Genomic DNA, 23868 nt, shown 5'->3' with positions numbered 1-23868 from the left:
TCGCTCAAACATCTGAATTCTTTCCTTATGCGCCCAACAATCGACTCGCCCAAGCTGCCGATGTCCAAATTGCCCGTTCTGAAAGTGCTTGTGGTGCTGGCGCTCGCCGTGTCGATGAGCGCATGTTCGATGTTCAAGTCGAAACGCGAATCCATCGACACGATGCCGCTGGTCGCGCTGTACGACAACGCGCATGCCTCGCTGCAAAACGCCGACTACGCGGCCGCCACCAAGGCCTACCAGCGCCTGATCGCGCGCTTCCCGTCGGGCGAATACAACGAGCAGGCCCAACTCGAGCTGGCCTACGCACAGTACAAGGACAACCAGCCGGATGATGCCTTGTCGACCGTGAACCGCTTCATCAAGACCTATCCGACCAACAAACACGTCGATTATGCCTATTACCTGCGCGGACTGATCAATTTTGATCGCACCAGCGGCGTGATCGAGCGCTACATCAACCGCGAAGGCTCGCAGGCGCGCCGCGACCAGGGCTACAACCTGCAGTCGTTCGACGACTTCTCCGAGCTGTCGCGGCGCTTCCCGGACAGTGCCTACACGGCAGACGCGCGCCAGCGCATGATCTACCTGCGCAACGTGCTGGCCCAGTACGAGATCAACGTGGCCGAGTTCTACCTGCGCAACAAGGCCTACATCGCCGCCGCCGACCGTGCGCAGTACGTGATCGAGCACTACCAGCAGGCCCCGCAGGCCGGCGACGCGCTGGCCATCCTCACCCGCAGCTACCTGGCGCTGGACCAGAAGAACCTGGCCGACCAGAGCCGCCAGGTGCTGGCGCTGAACTATCCCGATCATCCGTACCTGACCGATGCCAAGTGGCCGCATGCGCCTTCCACGCTGCGCAAGATGGTGCCGTTCTCGGGGCATCATTGAGCGGCCATCGATTCACCTGAAAACTAAAGAGCCGGCATAATTGCCGGCTTTTTTATGGGACTTTCGCAAGTCCCGCACCCTCACCCCCAACCCTCTCACCCGCAAAGGGACTCCCTTCGGTCGCCCGAGGGAGAGGGAGCGAACGTGCCATGCGGGTTCGCTTCCTGCAGGCACTTGGGTGATCGTCTGCCTTGAGGGGTTAGCGCCATCCGGAAGTGATGGGATAACGCCGTTCGCGGCCGAAGGCGCGGGTGGTCACGCGCGGACCCGGCGCCGACTGCCGGCGCTTGAACTCGTTCAACAGCACCAGCCGCACCACCCGGCGCACCACGTCGGCATGGAAACCCTGCGCCACGATCTCCGCCTGCGACTGCTCGGCCTCGATGAAGCGGGCCAGGATCGCGTCCAGTTCGTCGTACGGCGGCAGCGAATCCTGGTCGGTCTGGTTGTCGCGCAGTTCGGCCGAAGGCGGGCGTTCGATCACCGCCGGCGGAATCCGTTCGGCTTCGCCGGCGCGCACCGCCAGCGCATTGCGCCAGCGCGACAGGCGGTACACCACGGTCTTGTAGACGTCCTTCAGCGGCGCATAGGCACCGCACATGTCGCCGTACAAGGTGGCGTAGCCCACCGCCATCTCGCTCTTGTTGCCGGTCGCCAGCAGCAGCCGGCCATGCTTGTTGGACAGCGCCATCAGCATCGCGCCACGAATGCGCGACTGCAGGTTTTCCTCGGTGGTGTCGGCGCCCTTGCCGGCGAACGCCGGAGTCAGCGCCCCGATGAACGACTGGTAGGTCGGCTCGATGTCGATCACGTGATAGTCCACGCCGAGCAGCTCGGCCTGCGCGCGTGCGCCGTCCAGCGACAACTGCGAGGTGTAGCGGGTGGGCATCATCACCGCGGTGACCCGCTGCGCGCCCAACGCCTCGACCGCCAGCGCCAGCGTCAGCGCGGAGTCGATGCCGCCGGACAGGCCCAGCAGCACGCCACCGAAGCCGTTCTTGTCGATGTAGTCGCGGGTGCCGCGCACCAGTGCCGCGTACAGCGTCGCCTCCAGCGAGGCGTCGGCGGCAACCGGCCAGTCTTCCGCCGACAAGGTGCGTGTGGCCGGATCGAACTCGGCCCACAGCAGCGCATCGACGAAGGTCGGCGCGCGCGCGGCGACCGAGCCATCGCCGTTCACCAGCAGCGAGCCGCCGTCGTAGACCACCTCGTCCTGCCCGCCGACCAGGTTGAGGTAGGCGATCGCGCAGCCGGTTTCGCGCGCCCGCGCCTGCAGCACGGCCTCGCGCTCGGTCTGCTTGCGCTCGTCCCACGGCGAGGCGTTGATCACCACCAGCAGCTCGGCGCCGGCCGCTGCGGCCTGCGCCGCCGCCTCCGGCTGCCACACGTCCTCGCAGATCAGCAGGCCGACGCTGACGCCATCGATCACGCTCGTGACCGAGGCGTGGCCGGGGCGGAAATAGCGCTTGTCGTCGAACACACCGTAATTCGGCAGCGCCTGCTTGTGCGCGGTGCAGTCCACCCTGCCGTCGCGCAGCAGGCTGGCCGCGTTGAACACCTCGCCCTCGCTGTGCGGGTGGCCGACCAGGGCCGCGATGCCATTGGTCGCCGCCGCCAGGGCGGCCAGCTCGCTATCGCAGGCGGCCAGGAAGCTCGGCCGTAGCAACAGGTCCTCCGGCGGATAGCCGCTCAGGGTCAATTCGGGAAACGCCACCAGCGCGGCGCCGCCGCTGCGCGCCCGCGCGATCAGGTCGCCGGCTTTGGCGGCATTCGCCGCCACCGCACCGACCGGGAAATCGTATTGGGCCAGTGCCAGACGCAGCCTTGCCATGAACGTGCTCCAGAAATGACGAAGGCCGCGACGAATCGCGGCCTTCGCATTTTAGTTCACCCGGTCCCGACTTACTTCATCAGCTTCGCGAGTGCCTTGCCCAGATCCGCCGGCGACTTCACCGTGGTGACGCCGGCCTTCTCCAGCGCGGCGAACTTCGCCGCGGCGGTGCCCTTGCCGCCGGAGATGATCGCGCCGGCGTGGCCCATGCGCTTGCCGGCCGGAGCCGAGGCCCCGGCGATGAACGAAACGACCGGCTTCTTCACGTACTCGCCGATGAACTCGGCGGCGTCTTCCTCGGCGCTGCCGCCGATCTCGCCGACCATGATGATGCCTTCGGTCTGCGGGTCGTCCTGAAAGAGCTTGAGGCAGTCGATGAAGTTGAGCCCGTTGATCGGGTCGCCGCCGATGCCGATCACCGTGCTCTGGCCGAGGCCTTCGTTGGTGGTCTGGAATACCGCTTCATAGGTCAGCGTGCCGGAGCGCGAGACCACGCCGACCCGGCCCTTGCTGTGGATGTGACCGGGCATGATGCCGATCTTGCATTCGCCCGGGGTGATGATGCCGGGGCAGTTCGGCCCGATCAGCACGATTTCCGGATGCTGCTGCAGCACGTTCTTCACGCGGAGCATGTCCAGCACCGGGATGCCTTCGGTGATCGCCACGATGACCTTGATGCCTGCGTCGATCGCTTCCAGGATCGAGTCGGCCGCGAACGGCGGAGGCACGAAGATCACGGACGCGTCGGCGCCGGTTTCGAGCACGGCTTCATCGACCGAGTTGAAGACCGGCAGGCCGATGTGCTCGGAGCCGCCCTTGCCCGGGGTCACGCCGCCGACGACCTGGGTGCCGTAGTCGAGGCACTGCTGTGCATGGAAGGTGCCCTGCTGGCCGGTGAAGCCCTGCACGATCACCTTGGTGTTCTTGTTGACCAAAACGCTCATTCGATTACTCCTCAGGCCTTCGCGGCAGCCACGGCTTTCTGGGCCGCGTCGTTGAGATCATCCGCCGGCGTGATCGCCAGGCCGGAATTGGCCAGCAGTTCGCGGCCCTGATCGACATTGGTGCCCTGCAGGCGCACCACCACGGGAATCTTCAGGCCCACTTCCTTGACCGCGGCGATGATGCCCTCGGCGATCAGGTCGCAGCGCACGATGCCGCCGAAGATGTTGACCAGGATGCAGCGCACCTTGTCCGAGGACAGGATCAGCTTGAACGCCTCGGTCACGCGCTCCTTGGTGGCGCCGCCGCCGACGTCGAGGAAGTTGGCCGGCTCGCCGCCCGCCAGCTTGATCACGTCCATCGTGGCCATCGCCAGGCCGGCGCCGTTGACCATGCAGCCGATCGAGCCGTCCATCGTCACGTAGTTGAGGTTGTACTTCACCGCGGCGGCTTCGGCCGCGTCTTCCTGGGTCAGGTCGCGCATGGCGGCCAGGTTCGGGTGACGGAACTCGGCGTTGTCGTCGGAGTTGACCTTGCCGTCGAGCGCGGCGAGATTGCCGTCTTCCAGCACCGCGAGTGGATTGAGCTCGACAAGTGCCAGGTCCTGCTCGTTGAACAGCTTGTACAGGCCCAGCATGATCTTCGTCAGCTGGTTGACCTGCTTCGCATTCAGATCCATCGCGAAGCCGAGCTGGCGGCACTGGTACGGCTGCAGCCCTTCGACGAAATCGATCACGATGGTGTGGATGTCTTCGGGCGTGTCCTTGGCGACCTGCTCGATGTCCACGCCGCCGTGCTTGGAGGCGATGAACGAGACGGCCTTGCTGTCGCGATCCACCAGGATCGACAGGTACAGCTCGCGGGCGATGTCGGTGGCGTCGGTGACCAGCACCAGGTTCACCGGCAGCGCGCGGCCGGCCGACTGGTAGGTTTCCATGTTGGTGCCCAGCATGCCCTTGGCGGCGGCGCGCACGTCGTCGAAGCTGCGGCAGAACTTCACGCCGCCGGACTTGCCGCGGCCGCCGGCGTGGATCTGCGCCTTGACCATCCATTGCGTGCCGCCCAATGCCTTGGCGGCATCGACGGCGGCGTCGGGGGAGTTGGCGACCTTGCCCGGCGGCACGGCGATGCCGTACTGCGCGAACAGTTCTTTGGCCTGGTATTCGTGGAAATTCATTCGATACCTCGAGCGAACGGAGAAACGATGGCGGCCGCACGCATGTACTTCAGCGTGGGTCAGGAAGGTCGGACGGCGGATGGACGCGCTGCCGGAATTGCAGTGCGCCGCCGGATGAAACCGGCCATACGCGCAATACGGCCGCCTATTTTCGCGGAAGCGGGCGCCGATGGAAAGGGCCGCCCGCCCGGAACGCCCGCGCAGGGCGCTCCAATGCGCTTCCCGGCACGACGGCACAGGGCCGATCAGCCCGTCTATACTCGGCCGGAACCCTCGGGAATGCCCTGATCCATCCAGTACAGGCGGCATATGTCCAGCTCAGCACCCTTGACTGTCCCGCGCGCAGGCACCGCGACGATCCGCCACGAGCTCTCGTTCCTCAACGCCTTCCGGCTGGTGCAGGCGCTGGTCTACGTGGGCCTGGCATTCAGCCCGCCGGGTCTGGGCTGGCCGGAACTGGCCACTCCCGATTTCGCCCGCGCCGTGACCACGGCGTATCTGATGTTTGCCTTGGTCGCCCTGCTGTTCAACCGGCGCAGCATGCCGTATGCGCGCACGGTGGTGGCGACGACCCTGGCCGTGGACATCACCGCCGCCGTGCTGGCGATCGCCGCGATGCACGACGCGCGCATCGGCATCGCGATGATGCTGGCGGTGAACCTCAGCGCCGGCGCGCTGATCCTGCCGCTGCGGCTGTCCAGCTTCTTCGCCGCGCTGGCCACGCTGGGCATCCTCGGCCACACCTTGTTCGGCACATCGGCGAACAACCCCGGTGACCGCGACCTGCTCGAAGCCGCGCTGTTCGGCCTCGCCTACTTCGCCACCACCACGCTGTGCCACGTGCTGGGCCGGCAACTGCGCGCCACCGAGGCGCTGGCCGAGCAGCGCAGCACCGACCTGGCCAACCTGGCCCAGGTCAACGAACTGATCATCCGCCGCATGAAGACCGGCGTGCTGCTGGTCGACGACGCCAACCGCATCCACCAGATCAACGAGTCGGCGTGGATGCTGATGGGCAACCCCGGCGCCGACCAGCGCGACCTGGGCCAGCTGGCGCCGGAGCTGTCGCGCCGGCTGTACCACTGGATGACCTCCGGCAAGCTCGACGAAACCGCCACCCAGCTCGCCGACGGCGTGCCCGAGGTGGTGCCGCGCTTCACCCGGCTGGCGCCGAACGACGACTCGCACGTGCTGATCTTCCTCGACGACACCTCGCTGCTGTCGCGCCGCGCCGAGGAGCTCACGCTCACTTCGCTGGGCCGGCTGTCCGCCTCGATCGCGCACGAGATCCGCAACCCGCTGGCAGCGATCCGCTACTCGGCGCAGCTGCTGGCCGAGTCCAAGAGCATGGACGCCACCGACCAGCGCATGGTCGAGATCATCAATAACCACTGCATCCGGCTCAACGAGATCATCGAGAACATCCTGCAGCTGTCGCGGCGCGAGCGCTCGCGCCCGGAGACGCTGGACCTGGGCCACTGGGCGCAGAACTTCGTCGACGAATACTGCCAGGGCAACGACCTCGGCGCCGATTCGCTGCGGGTGATCGCCGGCAGCGGCGCCCCGGTGGCGGCGGTGGCCGACCCGCAGCAATTGCAGCAGGTGGTGTGGAACCTGGTGCAAAACGCGCTGCGCTACGGCCGCCTGCCCGGCGAACCGGCACGGGTGATGGTGGTGACGCGGCAGGGCGAGCACGGCGTGCCGATTCTGGAAGTGATCGACCGCGGCCCCGGCATCGCGCCGAAAGTGGCCGCGCAGATCTTCGAGCCGTTCTACACCACCCACGAATACGGCACCGGCCTGGGACTGTACCTGGCCCGGCAGATGAGCGACGCGAACCAGGCGGCGCTGGAGTACGTGCGCGTGGCCGGCGGCGGCAGCTGCTTCCGGCTGGTGCTGACTCCGCCGGCGCGCAGCCCGGCCGACGCCGCCGAAACCGCCCAGGCCGACGCCACGCGCTGAGCGAAGCCCGCGGACAGGCTCTCAGGTCGAACGCACGATCAGGCTGACCGGCAGGCATTCCGATTTGGCCGCCTCGCCATCGATCAGCGCCAGCACCTTGCGTGCCAGCAACATGCCGCCTTCCTGCCAGTCCTGCCGCACCGAACTCAGCGGCGGCAGGAAGCTGGCGCCCAGCGGCATGTCGTCGTACCCGACCACCGAGACATCGGCCGGCACCGAGCGCCCCAGGTCCAGCGTGGCGCGGATCGCGCCCATCGCGAGCAGGTCGTTGCAGGCGAAGATCGCATCGAAGCCGACCTTGCGCTCATGCAGCGAACGCACCGCGTCCATGCCCGAGTCCACGGTGAACTCGTCGCGCCGCATCAGCAGCGGCTTGATCCCGCGCACCGCCAGCGCGTCGATGAAACCGTTCAGGCGCTCGAAGATTTCCGGGTGGCTGGGATTGCCGATGAACACCGGACGGCGCCGGCCCAGCGCGATGAAGTGCCGCGCCACCACCGCGCCGCCGAGGCGGTTGTCGCTGCCCACCACCACGTGCGCGTCGCTGGCCGACTGCGCGCCCCACACCACCATCGGCAGGCACAGCTTGTCGAACCGGCGCACCGCGTCCTGGTGCGCGCCCTGACCCAGCAGGATCAGGCCGTCGGCCGCCTGCACCGCCGCCGCACTGGCGCCCTGGCGGGTGGTCAGCAGCACGCTGTAGCCGGCTGCGGTGAGTTCCTGCGAAATGCCGCCCAGCAGCACCAGCGGGTACGGGTCGAACATGGTGCGATCGGTGGACGGCTTCATCTCCACGATCACCGCCACGGTATGGCTGCGGCGCAGGCGCAGGTTGCGCGCGCTGATGTTGAGCTTGTAGCCGCGCTCGCGCGCCAGCGCCTGGATCCGCTCGCGGGTTTCCGGGTTGACCAGCGGGCTGTCGCCCAGCGCCCGCGAGACGGTGATCTTGGATACCCCGGCCAGTTGCGCCAGGTCGGCCATGGTCAGGCCGCCTGACGCGTTCTTGCGCGCGCCCTTCTTGCTCAACTATCTGATCCTTCATTGGCTTGGCCGATCCGATGCCGCGACGCTGCCGGACTGCAGCGATGGCGCGAACCGGCGCTTGCAGTGTGTCGACATTCGTCACGCCGATGCAACCTCGCCCCGGCCCGCCGCCGGCCATACGCCGCTGCGGATGCAAAGTTACGAACCCACGCCCCTCCTTCGACCCGGATCGTGCTCATGACAAGTCCGTGCAACTAAATGTTATCGGTATCTTGATACCGATAACATTTGCTGCCAAGCTCGCCGCCAGCCGCGGCCTGGCGGGCCCATCGGCCTGACGCGCCAGACGGAGAGACGGGGGTTCTATGGTGGATCACTACGCAGCGGTGCCGCTCGATGCCGAGGTGTTGACGCTCGGTGGAAGGGCTGCGGCCGACCCCTGGCTGCTCGTTCGCCACGGCACCGACCCGGCTGGCTTTGCGCAGGACGAAAGCCTTTTCGCGCTGGCCAACGGCACCCTCGGCGTGCGCGGCAACCTCGAGGAAAGCGACAGCGCGAGCCAGGCCACCCTGCTGTCCGCCGTATGGGAACGCAGCCCGATCGAGTACCACGAGCGATTCCCCGGCTTCGCCACGCACACCGACACGCGCATCCCGGTTGCCGACGCTGCGCGCATCCACCTGCGCCTCGGCGACACGCCCGTGCGGCTCGACCAGGGCGAATGGCTGTATTTCGAGCGTGCGCTCGACCTGCGCCAAGGCTGCTACCGGCGCCGGCTGCGCTGGCGATCGCCGGAGGGCGCCACGCTGGAGATCGAGGCCGAGCGCATCGTGAGCCTGGAGGATGCCGGCCTATTGGCGATCCACTATTGCGTGCGCTCGCTCGACTACGCCGGACCGATCACGCTGGAATCATCCATCAGCACCGCGCGCGAAGCCGTCGAACAGGGTCTCGATCCGCGCATCGGCAGCCGCATCAATGGCGGTCTCGGCACCTGTGACGCCCACGCCGAGGAAGACCTCGCCTGGGTCGGCCAGCAGACCACGCATAGCGGCATCCGGCTGGTCTGCGCGCAACGGCACCGGCACGCCGGTGACTTGCAGTTCCGCTACGCCAACCTGGCGCCGCACGGCGTCACCCAGGTCTACGAGGGCGTCCTTGCGCCGGGCCAGACGGTCACCCTGGACAAGTACGTCGCCTACGCCTTCACCTCGCCGTTCGCCGGAGACCAGGCAAACGATCTGCTCGCACGTGCGCAGGCCTCGCTGGGCACGGCCAGCGCACTCGGTTATCCGGCGCTGCTGGCACGCCAGGCCAGGGCGCTGTCCGCGCTATGGGCGCAGGCCGACCTTGCCATCGACGGCGACCCGGCGACCGAACAGGCGCTGCGCTTCAACCTGTTCCACGTGTTCCAGTCGAGCAGCCGCGACAGCCACGGCAGCACCGCCGCCAAGGGCCTCACCGGCGAAGGCTACGAAGGCCACTATTTCTGGGACGCCGAGGTGTTCATGCTGCCGGTGCTGGCCACCCTGGCGCCGGAGCTGGTACGCGCGATGCTGACGTATCGCCACCGCACGCTGGACAACGCGCGCCGCCACGCGCGCGAGCTCAACCATCCGCGCGGCGCGCTGTACGCGTGGCGCACGATCAGCGGCGACGAGTGCTCCTCGTACTTTCCCAGCGGCTCGGCGCAATACCACATCAACGCGGCGGTGGCGTGGGCGATCCGCCTCTACGTCGACGCCAGCGGCGACGACGCGTTCCTGCTCGAATGCGGCGCCGAAATGCTGTTCGAGACCGCGCGCGTCTGGCTACAGGTCGGGCACTTCAGCGCGCGCCATGGCGGCGCGTTCTGCATCCACGAGGTGACCGGGCCGGACGAATACTCCGCCCTGGTCGACAACAACCATTACACCAACCGCCTGGCGCAGCGGCACCTGCAGGACGCCGCCAACGTCGCCGACTGGATGGCGCTGACGTACCCGGTCGAACACGCCGCCCTGCGCGCACGGATCGACCTGCACGCCGACGAGGTGGCCCAGTGGCGCCGCGCCGCCCAGGCGATGCACCTGCCGATCGACGCCATACTCGACATCTTTCCGCAGGATGACGGCTTCCTCGACAAGCCGCGTCTGCCGGCCGGGCTCGCCGGTACGCCGGGCAGACAACCGCTGCTGTTGCGGCTGCATCCGCTCACCATCTACCGCCACCAGGTGTGCAAGCAGGCCGACACGCTGCTCGCCCTGATGCTGGCGGGCGAACAGGTCGATGCCGCCGCGAAGCGCCGCAACTTCGATTACTACGAAGGCATCACCGTCCACGACTCCACCCTGTCGGCATCCACGTTCGCGGTGATCGCGGCCGAAGTGGGCTACGCCGACAAGGCGCATCGTTACTTCCTCGACACCTTGCGCGTCGACCTGGACGACCTGCACGGCAACGCGGCACATGGCCTGCACATGGCGGCGATGGCCGGCAGCTGGCTGGCGCTGACCTGGGGTTTCGGCGGACTGCGCGTGCACGATGGCCTGCCCGCACTGGCGCCGCGGCTGCCGGCGGCGTGGAGAAGTTACCGCTTCGGGCTGCGCTGGCGCGATACGCATCTGCGCGTGGAGGTCGATGGCGACGGCGTGCTGTACACCCTCACCGAGGGCAGCGCACTCACCTTCCTGCACGACGGCCTGCCGCAACGCCTGCACGCGGGCCATCCCCTGCGCCTGAAGTGCGCCGGCTTCGTCGATGCCGGGGCGGTGCCGCTGAAGGCGGTGATCTTCGATCTGGACGGCGTGATCGCCGACACCGCGGTAGTACATCACGCCGCCTGGAAAAGACTGGCCGACGAGATCGGCGTGCCGTTCGACGACGCCACCGGCGAGCGCATGAAAGGCGTCGACCGGCGCGGCTCGCTGGACATCCTGCTACAGGCCGCGACGCGCCCCTACACGGAAGCCGAGAAGCACACGCTGGCTACACGCAAGAACGATTATTACCGCGAGCAGATCGAGCATTTAGGGCCGCGGAACCTGCTGCCCGGCGCGCGCACGGCGATCGAACAGGTGCGCCAGGCCGGGCTCAAGGTGGCGCTGGCTTCGGCCAGCCGCAATGCCGGCTTGCTGCTGGAGCGCCTGGGCATCGCCGATCTGTTCGACGCCGTCGTCGACGCCAACCGGATCAGCCGCTCCAAGCCCGATCCGGAAATTTTCCTCGCTGCGGCAAACGCCCTCGGGGTGGCGCCGGACGAGTGTATTGGCGTCGAAGACGCCGCGGCTGGCATCGCCAGCATTCACGCCGCGGGGATGGCGGCGGTGGGAATTGGCCAGCCACTGGCGCTGGCCAAGGCAGACCTGGTGTTACCAAGCATCGCAGCATTCGACATCGGCACCTTTACAACAACCCGAACGGCCAACTGGCGTGGACCTGTCGTCAGACAGGCCGCGACCCAAACTGAAACTGATGGGGAGGACGTGACATGGGCAACAGCAAGCAAATGAATCGATTGATACTGTCGGCGGCCATCACGGGCATTCTCATGTCCGCGACGGCGATGGCGCAGGACAGCACGCAGGCGCAAGACACCCAGGCGACCACCACGCCGGCCACCGCCAAGAAAACCCCGCCGCGGCAGGCCAACGCCAAGACCACCACGACCCTGCAACAGGTCGTGGTGACCGGTTCGGCCACCGGCGTGAAGAAGATCGACGCGAGCTACACGCTGACCACCGCCGATGCCGAGCAGATCAAGCAGGCCAATCCCAAGAGCACGGCCGACCTGCTGAAGATCGCGCCCGGCCTGTGGCCCGAATCGACCGGCGGCCAGACCGGCGCCAACATCGAGATCGCCGGCTTCCCGGGCGGCGGCGACGCGCCATTCAACACGGTGCAGATGATGGGTTCGCCGCTGTACGGCATGCCGACCCTGTCGTTCTTCGAGCAGACCACGATCTTCCGCCTCGACGACACCATCGAGCGGGTCGAGATCCTGCAGGGCGGCCCGTCGGTAGTCTTCGCGGACGGCCAGATCGGCGCCACCGAGAACTTCATCCTCAAGCAGGGCACCGAGGTGCCGTCCGGCAGCATCGGCGTCACCTACGGCTCGGAAAACCTGAAGCGCGTCGACGGCTTCTACGGCTTCCAGCTCGCACCGAACTGGTACGGCAGCGTGGGCGGCTTCTATCGCGACTCCGACGGCGTGCGCGACCCGCAGTTCGCGGCCGACAAGGGTGGCCAGCTCACCGCCACGCTGACCCATGATTCCGACAACGGCACGATGATGTTCTACGCCCGCCGGCTGGACGACAAGAACCAGTTCATCACGCCGATCCCGCTGATCCAGAATGGCACCGACAACTTCAGCGCGTATCCGGGCTTCGATCCGCTCAAGGACACCTACAACAGCAAGTACATCCAGCATGTGTTCCTGGCGGGCTACCCGGGCGGCGGCACCCACGCCGACCTCGCCAACGGCCGCGGCGCGAAGATGAACTTCTTCGGCGGCAACTTCGACTACGACCTGGGCAACGGCTGGACGATCAGCGACAAGTTCCTGATCGACGCCGGCGACGTCGACACCAACGCGCTGTTCTCCGGCTCCAACCCGGCCACGTTGAACGACGAGCTGTACAACACCCCGAGCAGCCAGGGCGGCTTCGAGCTTCCGGCCGGGTCGGCCACGGCGACTTACGCCGGCCCGGGCGGCGGCGCGGTCGATCCGAACCAGAGCGTGATCCACCAGGGCTGGTGGTACATCCACAAGCACCTGAAGAACATCAACAACGACTTCCGCCTCAGCAAGGAGATCTTCGAGGGCAACACGCTGACGGCGGGCGTGTACCTGGCGCACTACACGATGGACGACAAGTGGGCGCTCGGCAACCAGATGCTGATGACGAATACGCCCAACGCGCGTCCCATCATGGTGAGTTACAACGACGCCGGCACCATCAAGCAGCTGACCGACAACCAGGGTTTCCTCGACAACGGCGGCTTCAACATCGCCCAGCACGGCAAGGCCACCAACAAGGCGTTCTATCTGTCCGATTCGTGGCGCGTAGGCCCCTGGTTGTTCGATGCCTCGGCGCGTCTCGAGAACCAGGACGCGACCAACAACGTATGCAATCTCACCAACGTCCCGCTGGACGGCGATCCGAACACGCTCTACAACAACTCGGTACCGGTGTGTAACGGCACTTTCGCCAACACCAACTACAACAAAACCCACACCTCGTGGACCGTCGGCGCCAACTACCAATTGGCCGACAACATGAGCGTGTACGTGCGTGCCAACAAGGGCGTGCATTTTGCCGACTTCGACAACGGCATCCGCGGCGCCACCACCGGCAACACCGCTCCGGTGCAGAAGATCCAGAACCTCGAGGGCGGCTTCAAATACCAGTCGGATCTGATCTACGCCGATATCAGCATTTACCACAAGCAGTTCAATGGCCTGTCGTTCCAGCCCACGGACGGCGCCGGCACGCCGGTGGGAGCGCCGGCGCTGTACGGCTCCGATTCCAAGGGCATCAACCTGTCCGGTGCGATCACCCCGATCGAGAACTTGAAGCTGATGCTGGTGGCCAATTACCTCGACGGCCACTACTCGCACAATAATTCCTGCTTCAAGTTCACCAACGTGGTGACCGGCGTGAGCGGCTGTCAGTTCATCAATGGCGTGCAGTTGCAGCGCCAACCGAAGTTCCGCTACATGTTCACGCCGAGCTACCGGATACCGTTCGCATGGGGCGACGTGACCGCCTTCGTGACCTATACGCATGTCGGCCCGCATACGCAGGATCAGTCGGGCCTGCAGCAGCTTGGCACTTACAGCACATGGGACTTCGGCGTGATCGCCAACGTCCAGAAGAACTGGCAGCTGCGCCTGCAGGGCACCAACGTCACCAACGAGCTGGGCCTGACGGAAAGCAACTCGCGCATCTTCGGTACCGCCGTTTCCGGCGGCGTGATCCTGGCCCGGCCACTGGAAGGCCGCGAGATCAACTTCCAGGTGAAGTACCTGTTCTAGTTCAGCGGCACGCGTGGTCCGGGCCGTACCTCAGAGCGGCCCGGACCGCGCTTTTCCGAAGCACGACTTTCCTGAAGCCGGACACGCCGTAGCACCGGGGGTGACATGAACCGAATCCGCATGATCATTGCGCTGGCGCTGATCTACATGATCTTCGCGATCCTGCTCAACAGCGTTGGCACGGTGATCCTGCAGTCGATCGCCACCTTCGGCATCGACAAGCCCGAGGCCAGTGCGCTGGAACGCTACAAGGACCTCACGATCGCGTTCACCTCGTTCCTGGTCGCCTCGTTCCTGCCCATGTTCGGCTACCGGCGCTCGATGATGCTGGCCCTGGCCATCGTCGGCGGCGCCTGCCTGTTGATGCCGCTCTACCCCAGTTTCCTCACCACGCGGCTGCTGTTCGCCTGCGTGGGCGTCGGCTTTGCGATGACCAAGGTCTGCGTGTATTCCTCCATCGGCCTGCTCACCACGGACCGCATCGCCCACTCGCGGCTGACCAACACCATCGAAGGCCTGTTCATGGTCGGCGTGCTCGGCGGCAACTGGATCTTCAGTGCATTCGTCGACCCGCTGCACCCGGGCAATCCGGTGTGGTTCAACGTGTACTGGCTGCTGGCCGCTGCCTGTGCGCTGGTCATCTTGCTGCTCGGGAGCAGCCGGCTGGACGAAAGCGCCGCGCATGCGCACGGGCACAACAATTCATTCTCCGACTCGCTGCTGGAGATGCTGCAGCTGTTCGTACGGCCGCTGGTGTACGTGTTCCTGGCCTCGGCGTTCCTGTACGTGCTGATCGAACAGAGTTTCGGCACCTGGCTGCCCACCTTCAACAACGAGATCCTGAAGCTTCCCAACGCCATGAGCATCCAGTTCGCCAGCATCCTCGCCGGCATGACCGCGCTGGGACGCATCGGCGCCGGCGTCGTGCTCAAGCGCGTGCGCTGGCATGTGCTTCTCAATGTATGCGTGGTGGCGATGGCCGTGCTGGTCATGGTGGTGCTGCCGTTGGCGCGCGGTGTCGTGGCGCAGCCGCACGTCGGCTGGTTCAACGCGCCGATCGCAGCGTACCTGATCCCGCTGCTCGGCCTGCTGATGGCGCCGATCTACCCGGTGATCAACTCGGTGGCGCTGAGCTCGCTGCCCAAGCCGATGCATGCGGCGATGACCGGGTTGATCGTGGTGTTCTCCGCGCTCGGCGGCACCATGGGTTCGTACATCACGGCGCGGGTGTTCGCCAGCTTCGACGGCATCCACGCGTTCTATTTCTCGCTGCTGCCGATGACCCTGATCCTGGTCACGCTGTTCTTCTTCAAGCGCGAAACCGACCGCGCCGCCGTCCCCGCCGTCTCACCGGCAGAAGCGCTGCCATGAGCCTCAGCCGCCGCGAATTTCTTGCCGCCAGTGTCGCCGCCGCGGGCGCCGCACTGGGGCCGGGCATGGCCGCGGCGACACCCGCCCGCGCCGCCGCACCTGCGGCCAGCCGCCAGGATGATCGGCCCGGTCGCAACGTGCTGCTGATCGTGGCCGACGACCTGGGCTATGACCTGGGCTGCTGCGGCGGCATGCTGAGGACGCCCGTGCTCGATCGGCTGGCCCGCGAAGGCAGCCTTTTCACCGACGCGTATGCCGCCGTGTCGTCGTGCAGTTCGAGCCGCGCGACGCTCTACACCGGCCTCTATTCGCACACCAATGGCATGTACGGCCTGAGCCACGACGTGCACAACTTCTCGCTGCTGGACAACGTGAAGACCTTGCCGTGGATGCTGAAACAGGCCGGTTACGCCACGGCCCTCGTCGGCAAGCTGCACGTCAAGCCGCTGGCCTTGTTGGACTACGACGCGTGGCTGCTGCCGGAGCAGGCCGGCAACCGCGACGTCGCCGCGATGGGCCATGCAGCGGGACACTGGATGCGCGCGCAGGCGGGACGGCCGTTCTTCCTCACCGTCGGCTACAGCGATCCGCACCGCGCCGGCGATCCCTCGCAATTCGGCAACACGCGCGACTGGCCCGAAGTGAAGCGCGAACGCTACGCGCCGGCCGACGTAGCGGTGCCGTCGCACCTGCCCGACCTGCCGGAGGTGCGCGCCGACCTGGCGCAGTACGGCGAAGCGGTCAGCCGGCTCGACAGCGGCGTCGGCGTGCTGTTGCAGGAACTCGAAGCCAGCGGCCATGCGGACGACACCCTGGTGATCTTCCTCAGCGACAACGGCCGGCCGTTCCCGGGCGCGAAGGACAACCTCTACCACGAAGGCATCCGCCTGCCCTTGATCGTGCGCTCGCCGCAGCAGCGCAAGCGCAACCTGCATAACCGGGCGATGGTCAGCTGGATCGACATCACGCCCACGATCCTGGCCTGGGCCGGTGCGGCGGTGCCCGCGGACTACCATTTCCTGCCGCTGCCGGGGCGCTCGCTGCTGCCGGTCCTGGAGCACGAGAACCCCGCCGGCTGGGACCGCGTGTTCGCCACGCACAGCTTCCACGAGATCAACCAGTACTACCCGATCCGCTCGCTGCGCACGCGCAGCTACAGCTATTTCCACAATCTCGAGCCGAGCCTGGAAGTGCCGATCGCCAGCGACGTGGCGCTGTCGCCGAGCTGGAAGGCGATCGTCTCGACGCCCGGCGTCCGCCTCGGCAAACGCACGCTCGAAGCCTTCCGGCACCGTCCTGCCGAAGAACTGTACGACCTCGCCGCCGATCCCGACGAGGTGATCAACCTGGCCGACGATCCCGCGCAAGCCGCCGCGCTGGCCGACCTGCGCAAGCAACTGGCCGCATGGCGCACTGCCACGCACGACCCGTGGATGGCTGGCGTCACCGACCCGTTCGGCCCCGCGCATTGAACCGCCCCGCCCCGTGACCCGAGGAGCCATGTCGAGATGATTTCGCCACGCCACCACCTGCTTCCAGGCATCGCGCTCGGCCTGTTGCTGGCCAGCGCCAGCACGCGCGCCGTCGCCACCGACCCCAGCTTCCTGCTCACCGGCACGGCGGAAAATTTCGGCACGTATTTCCCCAGCTACCTGGCCAACGGCTATTTCTCCACGATGACCTCGGTGCGCGGCACCGAGGGCAACCGCGCGTACATGGTCGCGTTCATGGATTACAAGCCCGGCGACATCGCGCGTCCCGCCGCGATCCCCGGCTGGAGCGAGATCGACTACAACCCCGGCGGCGGCTGGCTCAATTCGACCCGCATCGACAAGAAGATCTTCGTCGACTACGCGCAGACGCTGGACATGCACGGCGGCACGCTCACCACGAGCTATCGCTTCGACTATGCGAACAAGTCCACCGACATCCAGGTCACCACGTTCGTCAGCCAGGCCTCGAACCACCTGGCGGCGACGCAGCTCTCCATCACGCCACAGTTCGACGGCAGCGTGCAGCTGACTTTCCCGATCCGGCTGTGGTCGGAACACCAACCGCGCTTCCCGATCGCCAGCATGACTGGCGACGAGATGATCGCGGCGGTGATCGCCAGCGGCCAGACGCTGGACAACAAGCCGGTGCCGACGCCCGACCGCGCCGCCGTGTGGTATCCCGGCTACACCCGCGTACTCGCCAGCGACGGCGACACGAAGGCGCTGACGCTGTGGCTGGACGGCCGCGCCGAACACGGCCTGACGATGGCCGAGGCCGCCGCGATCGGGCTGCCGCCGGGTCTCGCGATCGAAAGCGTGAAGCTGGAAAAAGGCCCGTACAAGCTGTCGCTCAACCTCACCGCCAAGGTGCAGAAGGGCAAGACCTACACCTTCACCAAGTACATCGCCGCATCCCGGCAGAACTGGGGCGGCGACGCCCGCGACGACGTGGCGCTGGCCAGGGCCGCGCGCCAGAAGGGCTTCGCCGCGTTGCTCGCGGAACACCAGGCCGCCTGGCATGCGCTGTGGAAGTCCGACATCGTGGTCGACGGCGATCCGGACGTGCAGCGCGCCGTGCATTCGGACCTGTACTACCTGCTGTCCAATTCCACGGTAGGCACGGCCTGGCCGATGGGTGCCTGCGCGCTGACCCCGGGCTACGCCGGCCATGCGTTCTGGGACAGCGATTCGTGGGTGTTCCCCGCCCTGCTCCTGCTGCACCCGGAACGCGCCAAGCCGATCGTGATGTTCCGCGCGCGCACCATGCAGCCGGCGCGCGAGCGTGCCAAGCAGTACGGCGTGAAGGGCACGATGTACCCGTGGGAGGCCGATCCGGAAACCGGCGTCGACCATACGCCGCACTTCGCCTACGGCGTGTTCCGCGAGATCCATGTCAACGCCGACATCGCGATCGCGCAATGGCAGTACTACCTCGCCAGCGGCGATGGTGCCTGGCTGAAGCAGCATGGCTGGCCGGTGATCCGCGAGATCGCGCAGTTCTGGGTCAGCCGGGTCACGTACGACAAGGCGCAGGATCGCTACGAGATCCATCACGTCACCTCGCCCGACGAGGCCTACGACGACGTGCCGAACGACTCGTTCACCAATGCCGCCGCACGCAAGTCGCTGCAGATCGCGATCAAGGCCGCGAAGCTCGTCGGCGCCGCGCCCGATCCGCAATGGGCCACGATCGCCGCGAAGATGTACATCCCGTTCGACGAGAAGAACCAGCGCCATCTCGACTTCGACGCCTCGGTGCCGCACGACAAGATCACCTGGATGGGCTCGTCGCTGGCCTGGCTGATGTATCCGAACCTCGACCTGCCGATGTCGCCGCAGGTGCGCCGCAACGACTTCGCGTTCCAGTTGCACGAACTGAAAGTGCATGGCGACGACCCGAACGAAATGATGATGGTGATGCTCGCCGTCGGCGCCGCCGAATTGGGCGACGACAAGGCCGCCGGCGAGTGGATCCAGCGCAACCTGGTCGGCTTCCTGAAACCGCCGTTCAACGTGCGCACGGAAACCGTCGCCAACAACGCGGGCTACATCCTCGCGACGTCGGCCGGCTTCGTGCAGAGCTTCGTCTATGGCCTCAGCGGCCTGCGCATCGAGGACGACGGCCTGGCCGAGGCGTATGCGCCGGTGCTGCCGCCGGGGTGGAAATCGCTGACGCTCAGGCGCATCACCTTCCGCGGCAAGCACTACGACATCCGTATCGATCGCGATGCCGACGGCAAGGCGAAGCTGACCCGCACCGCGATCTGAAACATCGCCACCATGCCGCACCTGGATGGACCGGGTGCGGCCAGCGACAACCGGCGAGGCCGGGGAGGTCGAGATGAAGCGCGCATCCCGTCGACGGTGGCACCTCGCGGCACTGGCCGTCATCGGCCTTGGCGGTGCCGTCGGCGCGCGGGCCGCGACCGATCCCAGCTTCCTGTTGACGGCCACCGCGAAGGACTTCACCCACTACTTTCCCGGCCAGCTCGGCAACGGCTACCTGTCGACACTGACTGCGCCGCGCGGCACCGAGGGCAACCTGGCCTACCTGGTCGCGTTCATGGACTACGCGAAGGGCGATATCGCACGCCCGGCCGCGGTGCCCGGCTGGAGCGAGATCGACTACAGCACGGGCGACTCGCCGGCCGGCCACTTCTGGCTCAACCAAGTCGCGCTGGACCCGGCCGTGTTCCAGGACTACCGGCAGCAATTGGATATGTACGAGGGCACGCTCACTACGCGCTACCGCTACCTCGACCATGGTCGGGCCACGCGCATCGAAGTGACGAGCCTGGTCAGCCAGGCCTCGCCGCACCTCGCCGCGACCCGGCTGTCGATCACGCCGGAGTTCGACGGCGAGGTGCAGCTGTCGTTCGCGCTGAACCTGTGGGCGCCGCATCAGCCGCGCTTCCCGCTGGCGCGCCTGACCGGCGATGAAATGCAGGAGGCGGTGGCGGCGCACAACCTGAAGCTCGAACCGGTCGCACCGGCCACGCCCGACCGTGCAGCGCTCTGGTACCACGGCGACACGCATGTCACCGCCGCCGATGGCGACGCGGGTGACCGCACGCTATGGCTAGACGGCCACGCCGAGCAAGGTCTGTCGATGGCCGAGGCGGCCGCGATCGACCTGCCCGCGGGCCTGCAGCCCACCGACCTGCGCGTGTACCGAAGCAGCTACCGGCTGGCGCTGAACCTCACCGCGAAAGTGCGCAAGGGACAGACCTACACCTTCACCAAGTTCGTCGCGCTGTCGCGCGCGGGCTGGGGTGGCGATGCGCAGCAGGATCGCGCGCTGGCCAACGCCGCACGCACGGCCGGCTTCGAGCGCCTGCTCGACGCGCACCGCCATGCCTGGAGCGAACTCTGGACATCGGACATCCGCATCGACGGCGATCCGCAGGCGCAGCAGATCGTCCACTCCGACCTCTATTACCTGCTGTCCAATACCACCCCCGACACCGCCTGGGCGACCGGTGGCTGCGGCATGACGCCCGGCTACGCCGGCCACGTGTTCTGGGACAGCGACACCTGGGTCTTTCCCGCGCTGCTGTTGCTGCATCCGCAGCGGGCGAAATCGCTGGTGATGTTCCGCTCGCGCACCTTGCCGGCGGCCGAAGCGCGTGCGCAGGCACGCGGCCTGCGCGGCGCGATGTTCCCGTGGGAGGCCGACCCGCAGAACGGCAGCGAGCAGACGCCGCACATGGCCTACGTGCTCGGCGAGCGCGAGATCCACGTCAACGCCGACGTCGCCATCGCGCAGTGGCAGTACTACCTGGCCAGCGGCGACCGCCAGTGGCTGGCCCGCTACGGCTGGCCGGTGATCCGCGACGTGGCGGATTTCTGGGCCAGCCGCGCGACCTGGGTGGCAGACAAACACCGCTACGAAATCCACCACGTCACCTCCGTGCTGGAGGCCTACAACGACGTACCGAACGACACGTTCACCAACGCCTCGGCGCGCAAGGCGCTGAACATCGCCGTGGCCGCCGCGTCCGTCGTCGGCGTGAAGTCGGACCCGCACTGGGCCGATGTCGCCGCGCAGCTGCACATCCCGTTCTCGGCGAAGGACGGACACCATCTCGATTTCGACGAAAGCGTGCCGCACGACATCGACGCCTGGGGCGCCACCGCCCTGCCGGCGCTCGCCTATCCCTCGCTGGACCTGCCGATGAGCGCCGAGGTGCGTCGCAACGATTTCGACTACGCGATGGGGCTGATCGAGCGGTCGCGGCAGGAGCCGAACAGCATGGGGCTTTCGCCCGTGTCGATCGCCGCCGCCACGCTGGGCGACGCGCAGACGGCCGGCGCGTGGTTCCAGCGCAACCTCACCACCCACGTACTGAAGCCGCCGTTCAACGTGCGCACCGAGACCGCCAGCAACAACACCGGCTATTTCCTGACCGCCTCGGGCGGCCTGCTGCAAAACATCCTCTACGGCTTCACCGGCCTGCGTATCGAACAGGGCGGACTGGTCGAGGCCTATGCGCCGGTGCTGCCGCCGCCGTGGAAGTCGTTCACGCTGAAGCACGTCAGCTTGCGCGGCCGCTACTACGACATCACGGTCCGCCGCACGGCCGACGGCAAGCCGGAACTGGTCCGCCACGCACTCTGAACTGCCGCGCCACCCCGACTTGACGAGGAGAAAGACCATGCCTGCAACACGCGCCCCACGACTGATGCAAACCGTCCTGTTCGGCGCCGGCCTGCTCTGCATCGGCATGTTCGGCGCCCCGGCGTTCGCGCAGGCGCAACGGCCCGGCGTCGACAGCCGCGGCAACGTGAGCGTGCCTGCCTTCGTCGTGCCGTACTCGGCGTACGCGTCGCCCCAGGCGCAACGGCAGTTCCAGCGGATGCTCGAACAAAGCCGGCACGCGCCGGGCATCGGCTCGATCGCTGCCAGTCGCGCCTACTACGACAGGATCAACACCGATCGCGCCGATCGCATGAAGAAACTCTATCCGGTGAAGATCCACACCGAGACCATCGGCGGCGTGCCCACGGACGTGGTGCTGCCGGCACAGGGCATCGCCGCGGGGCAGCGGCACCGGGTGCTGATCAACCTGCACGGCGGCGCCTTCCTGTGGGGCGCGCACAGCGGCGGGCTGGTGGAGGCGATCCCGCTGGCCAGCCTGGGCCGGATCAAGGTCGTCAGCGTGGACTACCGGCAGGGGCCGGAACACGTGTTCCCGGCCGCCAGCGAGGACGTCGAGGCGGTCTACCGCGCCCTGCTCAAGCAGTACCCGGCGCGGAACATCGGCATCTACGGCTGCTCCGCCGGCGGCGTGCTCACCGGCGAGGCGGTCGCGCGGATCATCACCAAAAAGCTGCCGGTGCCGGGAGCGATCGGCACCTTCTGCGGTTCGATCAGCGACCTTGGCGGCGATTCCGCCTACGTGGCGCCCGTGCTGAGCGGCGACCCGCCGCCCGCCGGACCGCTCAAACTGGCCGACCTGCCGTACTTCAAGGGCGCCAGCGCCAGCGACCCGCTGGTATTCCCGGCCAACTCCCCCGTGCTGCTGGCGAAGTTCCCGCCGACCCTGCTGATCACTGGCAGCCGCGATTTCACCCTGAGCTCGGTCCTGCACAGCCAGGCCCTGCTGACCGCGGCCGGGGTGGATACCGAGCTGCATGTCTGGGATGGCATGTGGCATTCGTTCTTCTCGGACCCGGACATGCCCGAATCGCGCGAGGCATATGCCGTGATGGTGCGCTTCTTCGACCGCCGGCTGGGGCATTAGCAGTCTTTGCCCCGCAGCGCGGGGCCGGGTATTCTCTGTTGCATCGATAGCCACGCGCCGTGCCATGAACCCACAGACCGTCCTGGTCATTGACGACGAACGCGACATCCGCGAACTGCTGACCATCACGCTGGGGCGAATGGACCTGCAGGTCGACGCCGTGGGTACCGTCGGCGAGGCACGCCGCGCACTGGCCGAACGCAGTTACGACCTGTGCTTCACCGACATGCGGCTGCCCGACGGCAATGGCCAGGAGGTGATCGAGCTGATCGCCGCCAACCATCCGGACATGCCGGTGGCGATGATCACCGCCTACGGCAACGTCGACGCCGCGGTGAACGCGCTGAAGGCCGGCGCGTTCGATTTCGTCTCCAAGCCGGTCGACATCCAGATGCTGCGCGGACTGGTGCGCACCGCCCTGCGCCTGGCCGAGGAAAAACGCAACGGCGGTGCCGCGGCGAAAACCGGCGATTCCGGCGACCGCCTGATCGGCGACTCCGCGGCGATGCAACAGGTGCGTTCCACCATCGGCAAGCTGGCGCGCAACCAGGCGCCGGTCTACATCGCCGGCGAATCCGGCGTGGGCAAGGAACTGGTGGCCCGGCTGATCCACGAGCAGGGCCCGCGAGCCAGCGGCCCGTTCGTGCCGGTCAATTGCGGCGCGATCCCGTCCGAGCTGATGGAGAGCGAGTTCTTCGGCCATCGCAAGGGCAGCTTCACCGGCGCCAGCGTGGACAAGGAAGGCCTGTTCCAGGCCGCCCAGGGCGGCACCCTGTTCCTCGACGAGGTGGCCGAGCTGCCGCTGCACATGCAGGTGAAGCTGCTGCGCGCGATCCAGGAAAAAGCGGTGCGCCCGATCGGCGGCCGCGACGAGATCCCGGTCGACGTACGCATTCTCTCGGCCACCCACAAGAACCTCGGCCAGCTAGTCGAGCAAGGCCAGTTCCGCCAGGACCTGTTCTACCGCATCAACGTCATCGAGTTACGCGTGCCGCCGCTGCGCGAACGCCGCGGTGACGTGCCGCAGCTGTCCGCGTTCATCCTCAAGGCGCTGGCCGGCAAGAGCGGCGAAAGCGTCGGCCAGCTGTCGCCGTCCGCCCGCGACGCGCTGGACGCGTACGAATTCCCCGGCAACGTGCGCGAGCTGGAAAACATCCTCGAACGCGCGATGGCGATGTGCGACGGCAGCACCATCGAAGCGGCCGACCTGATGCTGCCCCAACGCAGCGCACGGCCTGGCCAGGAAGCGGCGACACCGGGCCAGCAGCCGCAGCCACCGGCAGCCGCCAGCGCCAACGGCGGCCTCGACGACTACATCAGCAACCTCGAGCGCACCGCCATCGTCAAGGCGCTGGAAGAATCGCGCTACAACAAGACCGCCGCCGCCCGCAAACTCGGTATCACCTTCCGCGCACTGCGCTACAAGCTGAAGAAGCTCGGCATCGACTGAG

At 67.0% G+C, this 23868-nt stretch carries 14 protein-coding genes; 10 read left to right on the top strand and 4 right to left on the bottom strand.

The genetic code is table 11. From position 1 onward, the window contains the following. Positions 1-60 precede the first annotated feature (60 nt). Positions 61-894 carry an outer membrane protein assembly factor BamD gene (locus ABIE04_RS14800; RefSeq protein WP_436410392.1) on the top strand — a complete coding sequence of 278 codons (834 nt, stop codon included), beginning with the start codon at positions 61-63 and terminating at the stop codon, positions 892-894. 199 nt (positions 895-1093) lie between these two features. Here ABIE04_RS14800 and ABIE04_RS14795 read toward each other — a convergent pair whose 3' ends face one another. The 3 genes from ABIE04_RS14795 to sucC all read right to left on the bottom strand — a co-directional run bounded on the left by ABIE04_RS14795 (position 1094) and on the right by sucC (position 5153). Beyond that, the gene (locus ABIE04_RS14795; RefSeq protein WP_354551888.1) at positions 1094-2725 is read right to left on the bottom strand and encodes an NAD+ synthase; all 1632 of its coding nucleotides are present in this window, start codon (positions 2723-2725) and stop codon (positions 1094-1096) included. A gap of 71 nt (positions 2726-2796) precedes the next feature. Next, a complete protein-coding gene (gene sucD, locus ABIE04_RS14790) occupies positions 2797-3669 on the bottom strand; it encodes a succinate--CoA ligase subunit alpha (RefSeq protein ID WP_354551886.1) in 873 nt (290 codons plus the stop codon). 11 nt (positions 3670-3680) lie between these two features. Then, the gene (sucC, locus tag ABIE04_RS14785; RefSeq protein WP_354551883.1) at positions 3681-5153 is read right to left on the bottom strand and encodes an ADP-forming succinate--CoA ligase subunit beta; all 1473 of its coding nucleotides are present in this window, start codon (positions 5151-5153) and stop codon (positions 3681-3683) included. On the opposite strand from sucC, the gene ABIE04_RS14780 reads away from it, so the two are divergent. Further along, positions 5154-6806 (top strand): sensor histidine kinase, encoded by a 1653-nt coding sequence (locus ABIE04_RS14780; protein ID WP_354551881.1) that lies wholly within the window; start codon positions 5154-5156, stop codon positions 6804-6806. Positions 6807-6827: 21 nt separating this feature from the next. Here the strand turns inward: ABIE04_RS14780 and ABIE04_RS14775 are convergent, their stop codons facing one another. Beyond that, entirely contained in the window at positions 6828-7832 is a 1005-nt protein-coding gene (locus tag ABIE04_RS14775; RefSeq protein ID WP_354551879.1) for a LacI family DNA-binding transcriptional regulator, read from the bottom strand. 323 nt (positions 7833-8155) lie between these two features. Here ABIE04_RS14775 and pgmB point away from each other — a divergent pair, with 323 nt between their 5' ends. From pgmB to ABIE04_RS14735, 8 genes are all read left to right on the top strand, one after another. Then, positions 8156-11281 (top strand): beta-phosphoglucomutase, encoded by a 3126-nt coding sequence (pgmB, locus tag ABIE04_RS14770; protein WP_354551877.1) that lies wholly within the window; start codon positions 8156-8158, stop codon positions 11279-11281. Continuing rightward, a complete protein-coding gene (locus ABIE04_RS14765; protein ID WP_354551875.1) occupies positions 11278-13809 on the top strand; it encodes a TonB-dependent receptor in 2532 nt (843 codons plus the stop codon). The genes pgmB and ABIE04_RS14765 overlap by 4 nt, the downstream gene beginning before the upstream one ends. A 105-nt stretch (positions 13810-13914) precedes the next feature. Further along, positions 13915-15180 carry an MFS transporter gene (locus ABIE04_RS14760; RefSeq protein ID WP_354551873.1) on the top strand — a complete coding sequence of 422 codons (1266 nt, stop codon included), beginning with the start codon at positions 13915-13917 and terminating at the stop codon, positions 15178-15180. Further along, positions 15177-16652, top strand: coding sequence for a sulfatase family protein (locus tag ABIE04_RS14755; protein WP_354551871.1), 1476 nt, complete (start codon positions 15177-15179; stop codon positions 16650-16652). The genes ABIE04_RS14760 and ABIE04_RS14755 overlap by 4 nt, the downstream gene beginning before the upstream one ends. A gap of 36 nt (positions 16653-16688) precedes the next feature. After that, complete coding sequence (locus ABIE04_RS14750) at positions 16689-18941, top strand: glycosyl hydrolase family 95 catalytic domain-containing protein (protein WP_354551869.1); 2253 nt, start codon at positions 16689-16691, stop codon at positions 18939-18941. Positions 18942-19014: 73 nt separating this feature from the next. Next, positions 19015-21291: a glycoside hydrolase family 65 protein gene (locus ABIE04_RS14745; RefSeq protein ID WP_354551866.1), complete on the top strand. Its 2277-nt coding sequence runs from the start codon at positions 19015-19017 to the stop codon at positions 21289-21291. Between the two features lie 37 nt (positions 21292-21328). Next, a complete protein-coding gene (locus tag ABIE04_RS14740) occupies positions 21329-22417 on the top strand; it encodes an alpha/beta hydrolase (RefSeq protein ID WP_354551864.1) in 1089 nt (362 codons plus the stop codon). Between the two features lie 64 nt (positions 22418-22481). After that, positions 22482-23867 (top strand): sigma-54-dependent transcriptional regulator, encoded by a 1386-nt coding sequence (locus ABIE04_RS14735; RefSeq protein ID WP_354551861.1) that lies wholly within the window; start codon positions 22482-22484, stop codon positions 23865-23867. Position 23868: the final 1 nt, after the last annotated feature.

Origin of the sequence: Rhodanobacter soli, from assembly GCF_040548735.1 — a bacterium.
Classification (GTDB): Bacteria; Pseudomonadota; Gammaproteobacteria; order Xanthomonadales; family Rhodanobacteraceae; genus Rhodanobacter; species Rhodanobacter soli_A.
This window is presented reverse-complemented; position numbering and strand designations above follow the sequence as displayed.

What these genes read in the sequence shown, in the direction of transcription:
- ABIE04_RS14800 (WP_436410392.1), top strand. Translation starts at nt 61, where the DNA reads ATGTCCAAATTGCCCGTTCTGAAAGTGCTTGTGGTGCTGGCGCTCGCC.
- ABIE04_RS14795 (WP_354551888.1), bottom strand. Translation starts at nt 2,725, where the DNA reads ATGGCAAGGCTGCGTCTGGCACTGGCCCAATACGATTTCCCGGTCGGT.
- sucD (WP_354551886.1), bottom strand. Translation starts at nt 3,669, where the DNA reads ATGAGCGTTTTGGTCAACAAGAACACCAAGGTGATCGTGCAGGGCTTC.
- sucC (WP_354551883.1), bottom strand. Translation starts at nt 5,153, where the DNA reads ATGCCGCCTGTACTGGATGGATCAGGGCATTCCCGAGGGTTCCGGCCG.
- ABIE04_RS14780 (WP_354551881.1), top strand. Translation starts at nt 5,154, where the DNA reads ATGTCCAGCTCAGCACCCTTGACTGTCCCGCGCGCAGGCACCGCGACG.
- pgmB (WP_354551877.1), top strand. Translation starts at nt 8,156, where the DNA reads ATGGTGGATCACTACGCAGCGGTGCCGCTCGATGCCGAGGTGTTGACG.
- ABIE04_RS14765 (WP_354551875.1), top strand. Translation starts at nt 11,278, where the DNA reads ATGAATCGATTGATACTGTCGGCGGCCATCACGGGCATTCTCATGTCC.
- ABIE04_RS14760 (WP_354551873.1), top strand. Translation starts at nt 13,915, where the DNA reads ATGAACCGAATCCGCATGATCATTGCGCTGGCGCTGATCTACATGATC.
- ABIE04_RS14755 (WP_354551871.1), top strand. Translation starts at nt 15,177, where the DNA reads ATGAGCCTCAGCCGCCGCGAATTTCTTGCCGCCAGTGTCGCCGCCGCG.
- ABIE04_RS14750 (WP_354551869.1), top strand. Translation starts at nt 16,689, where the DNA reads ATGATTTCGCCACGCCACCACCTGCTTCCAGGCATCGCGCTCGGCCTG.
- ABIE04_RS14745 (WP_354551866.1), top strand. Translation starts at nt 19,015, where the DNA reads ATGAAGCGCGCATCCCGTCGACGGTGGCACCTCGCGGCACTGGCCGTC.
- ABIE04_RS14740 (WP_354551864.1), top strand. Translation starts at nt 21,329, where the DNA reads ATGCCTGCAACACGCGCCCCACGACTGATGCAAACCGTCCTGTTCGGC.
- ABIE04_RS14735 (WP_354551861.1), top strand. Translation starts at nt 22,482, where the DNA reads ATGAACCCACAGACCGTCCTGGTCATTGACGACGAACGCGACATCCGC.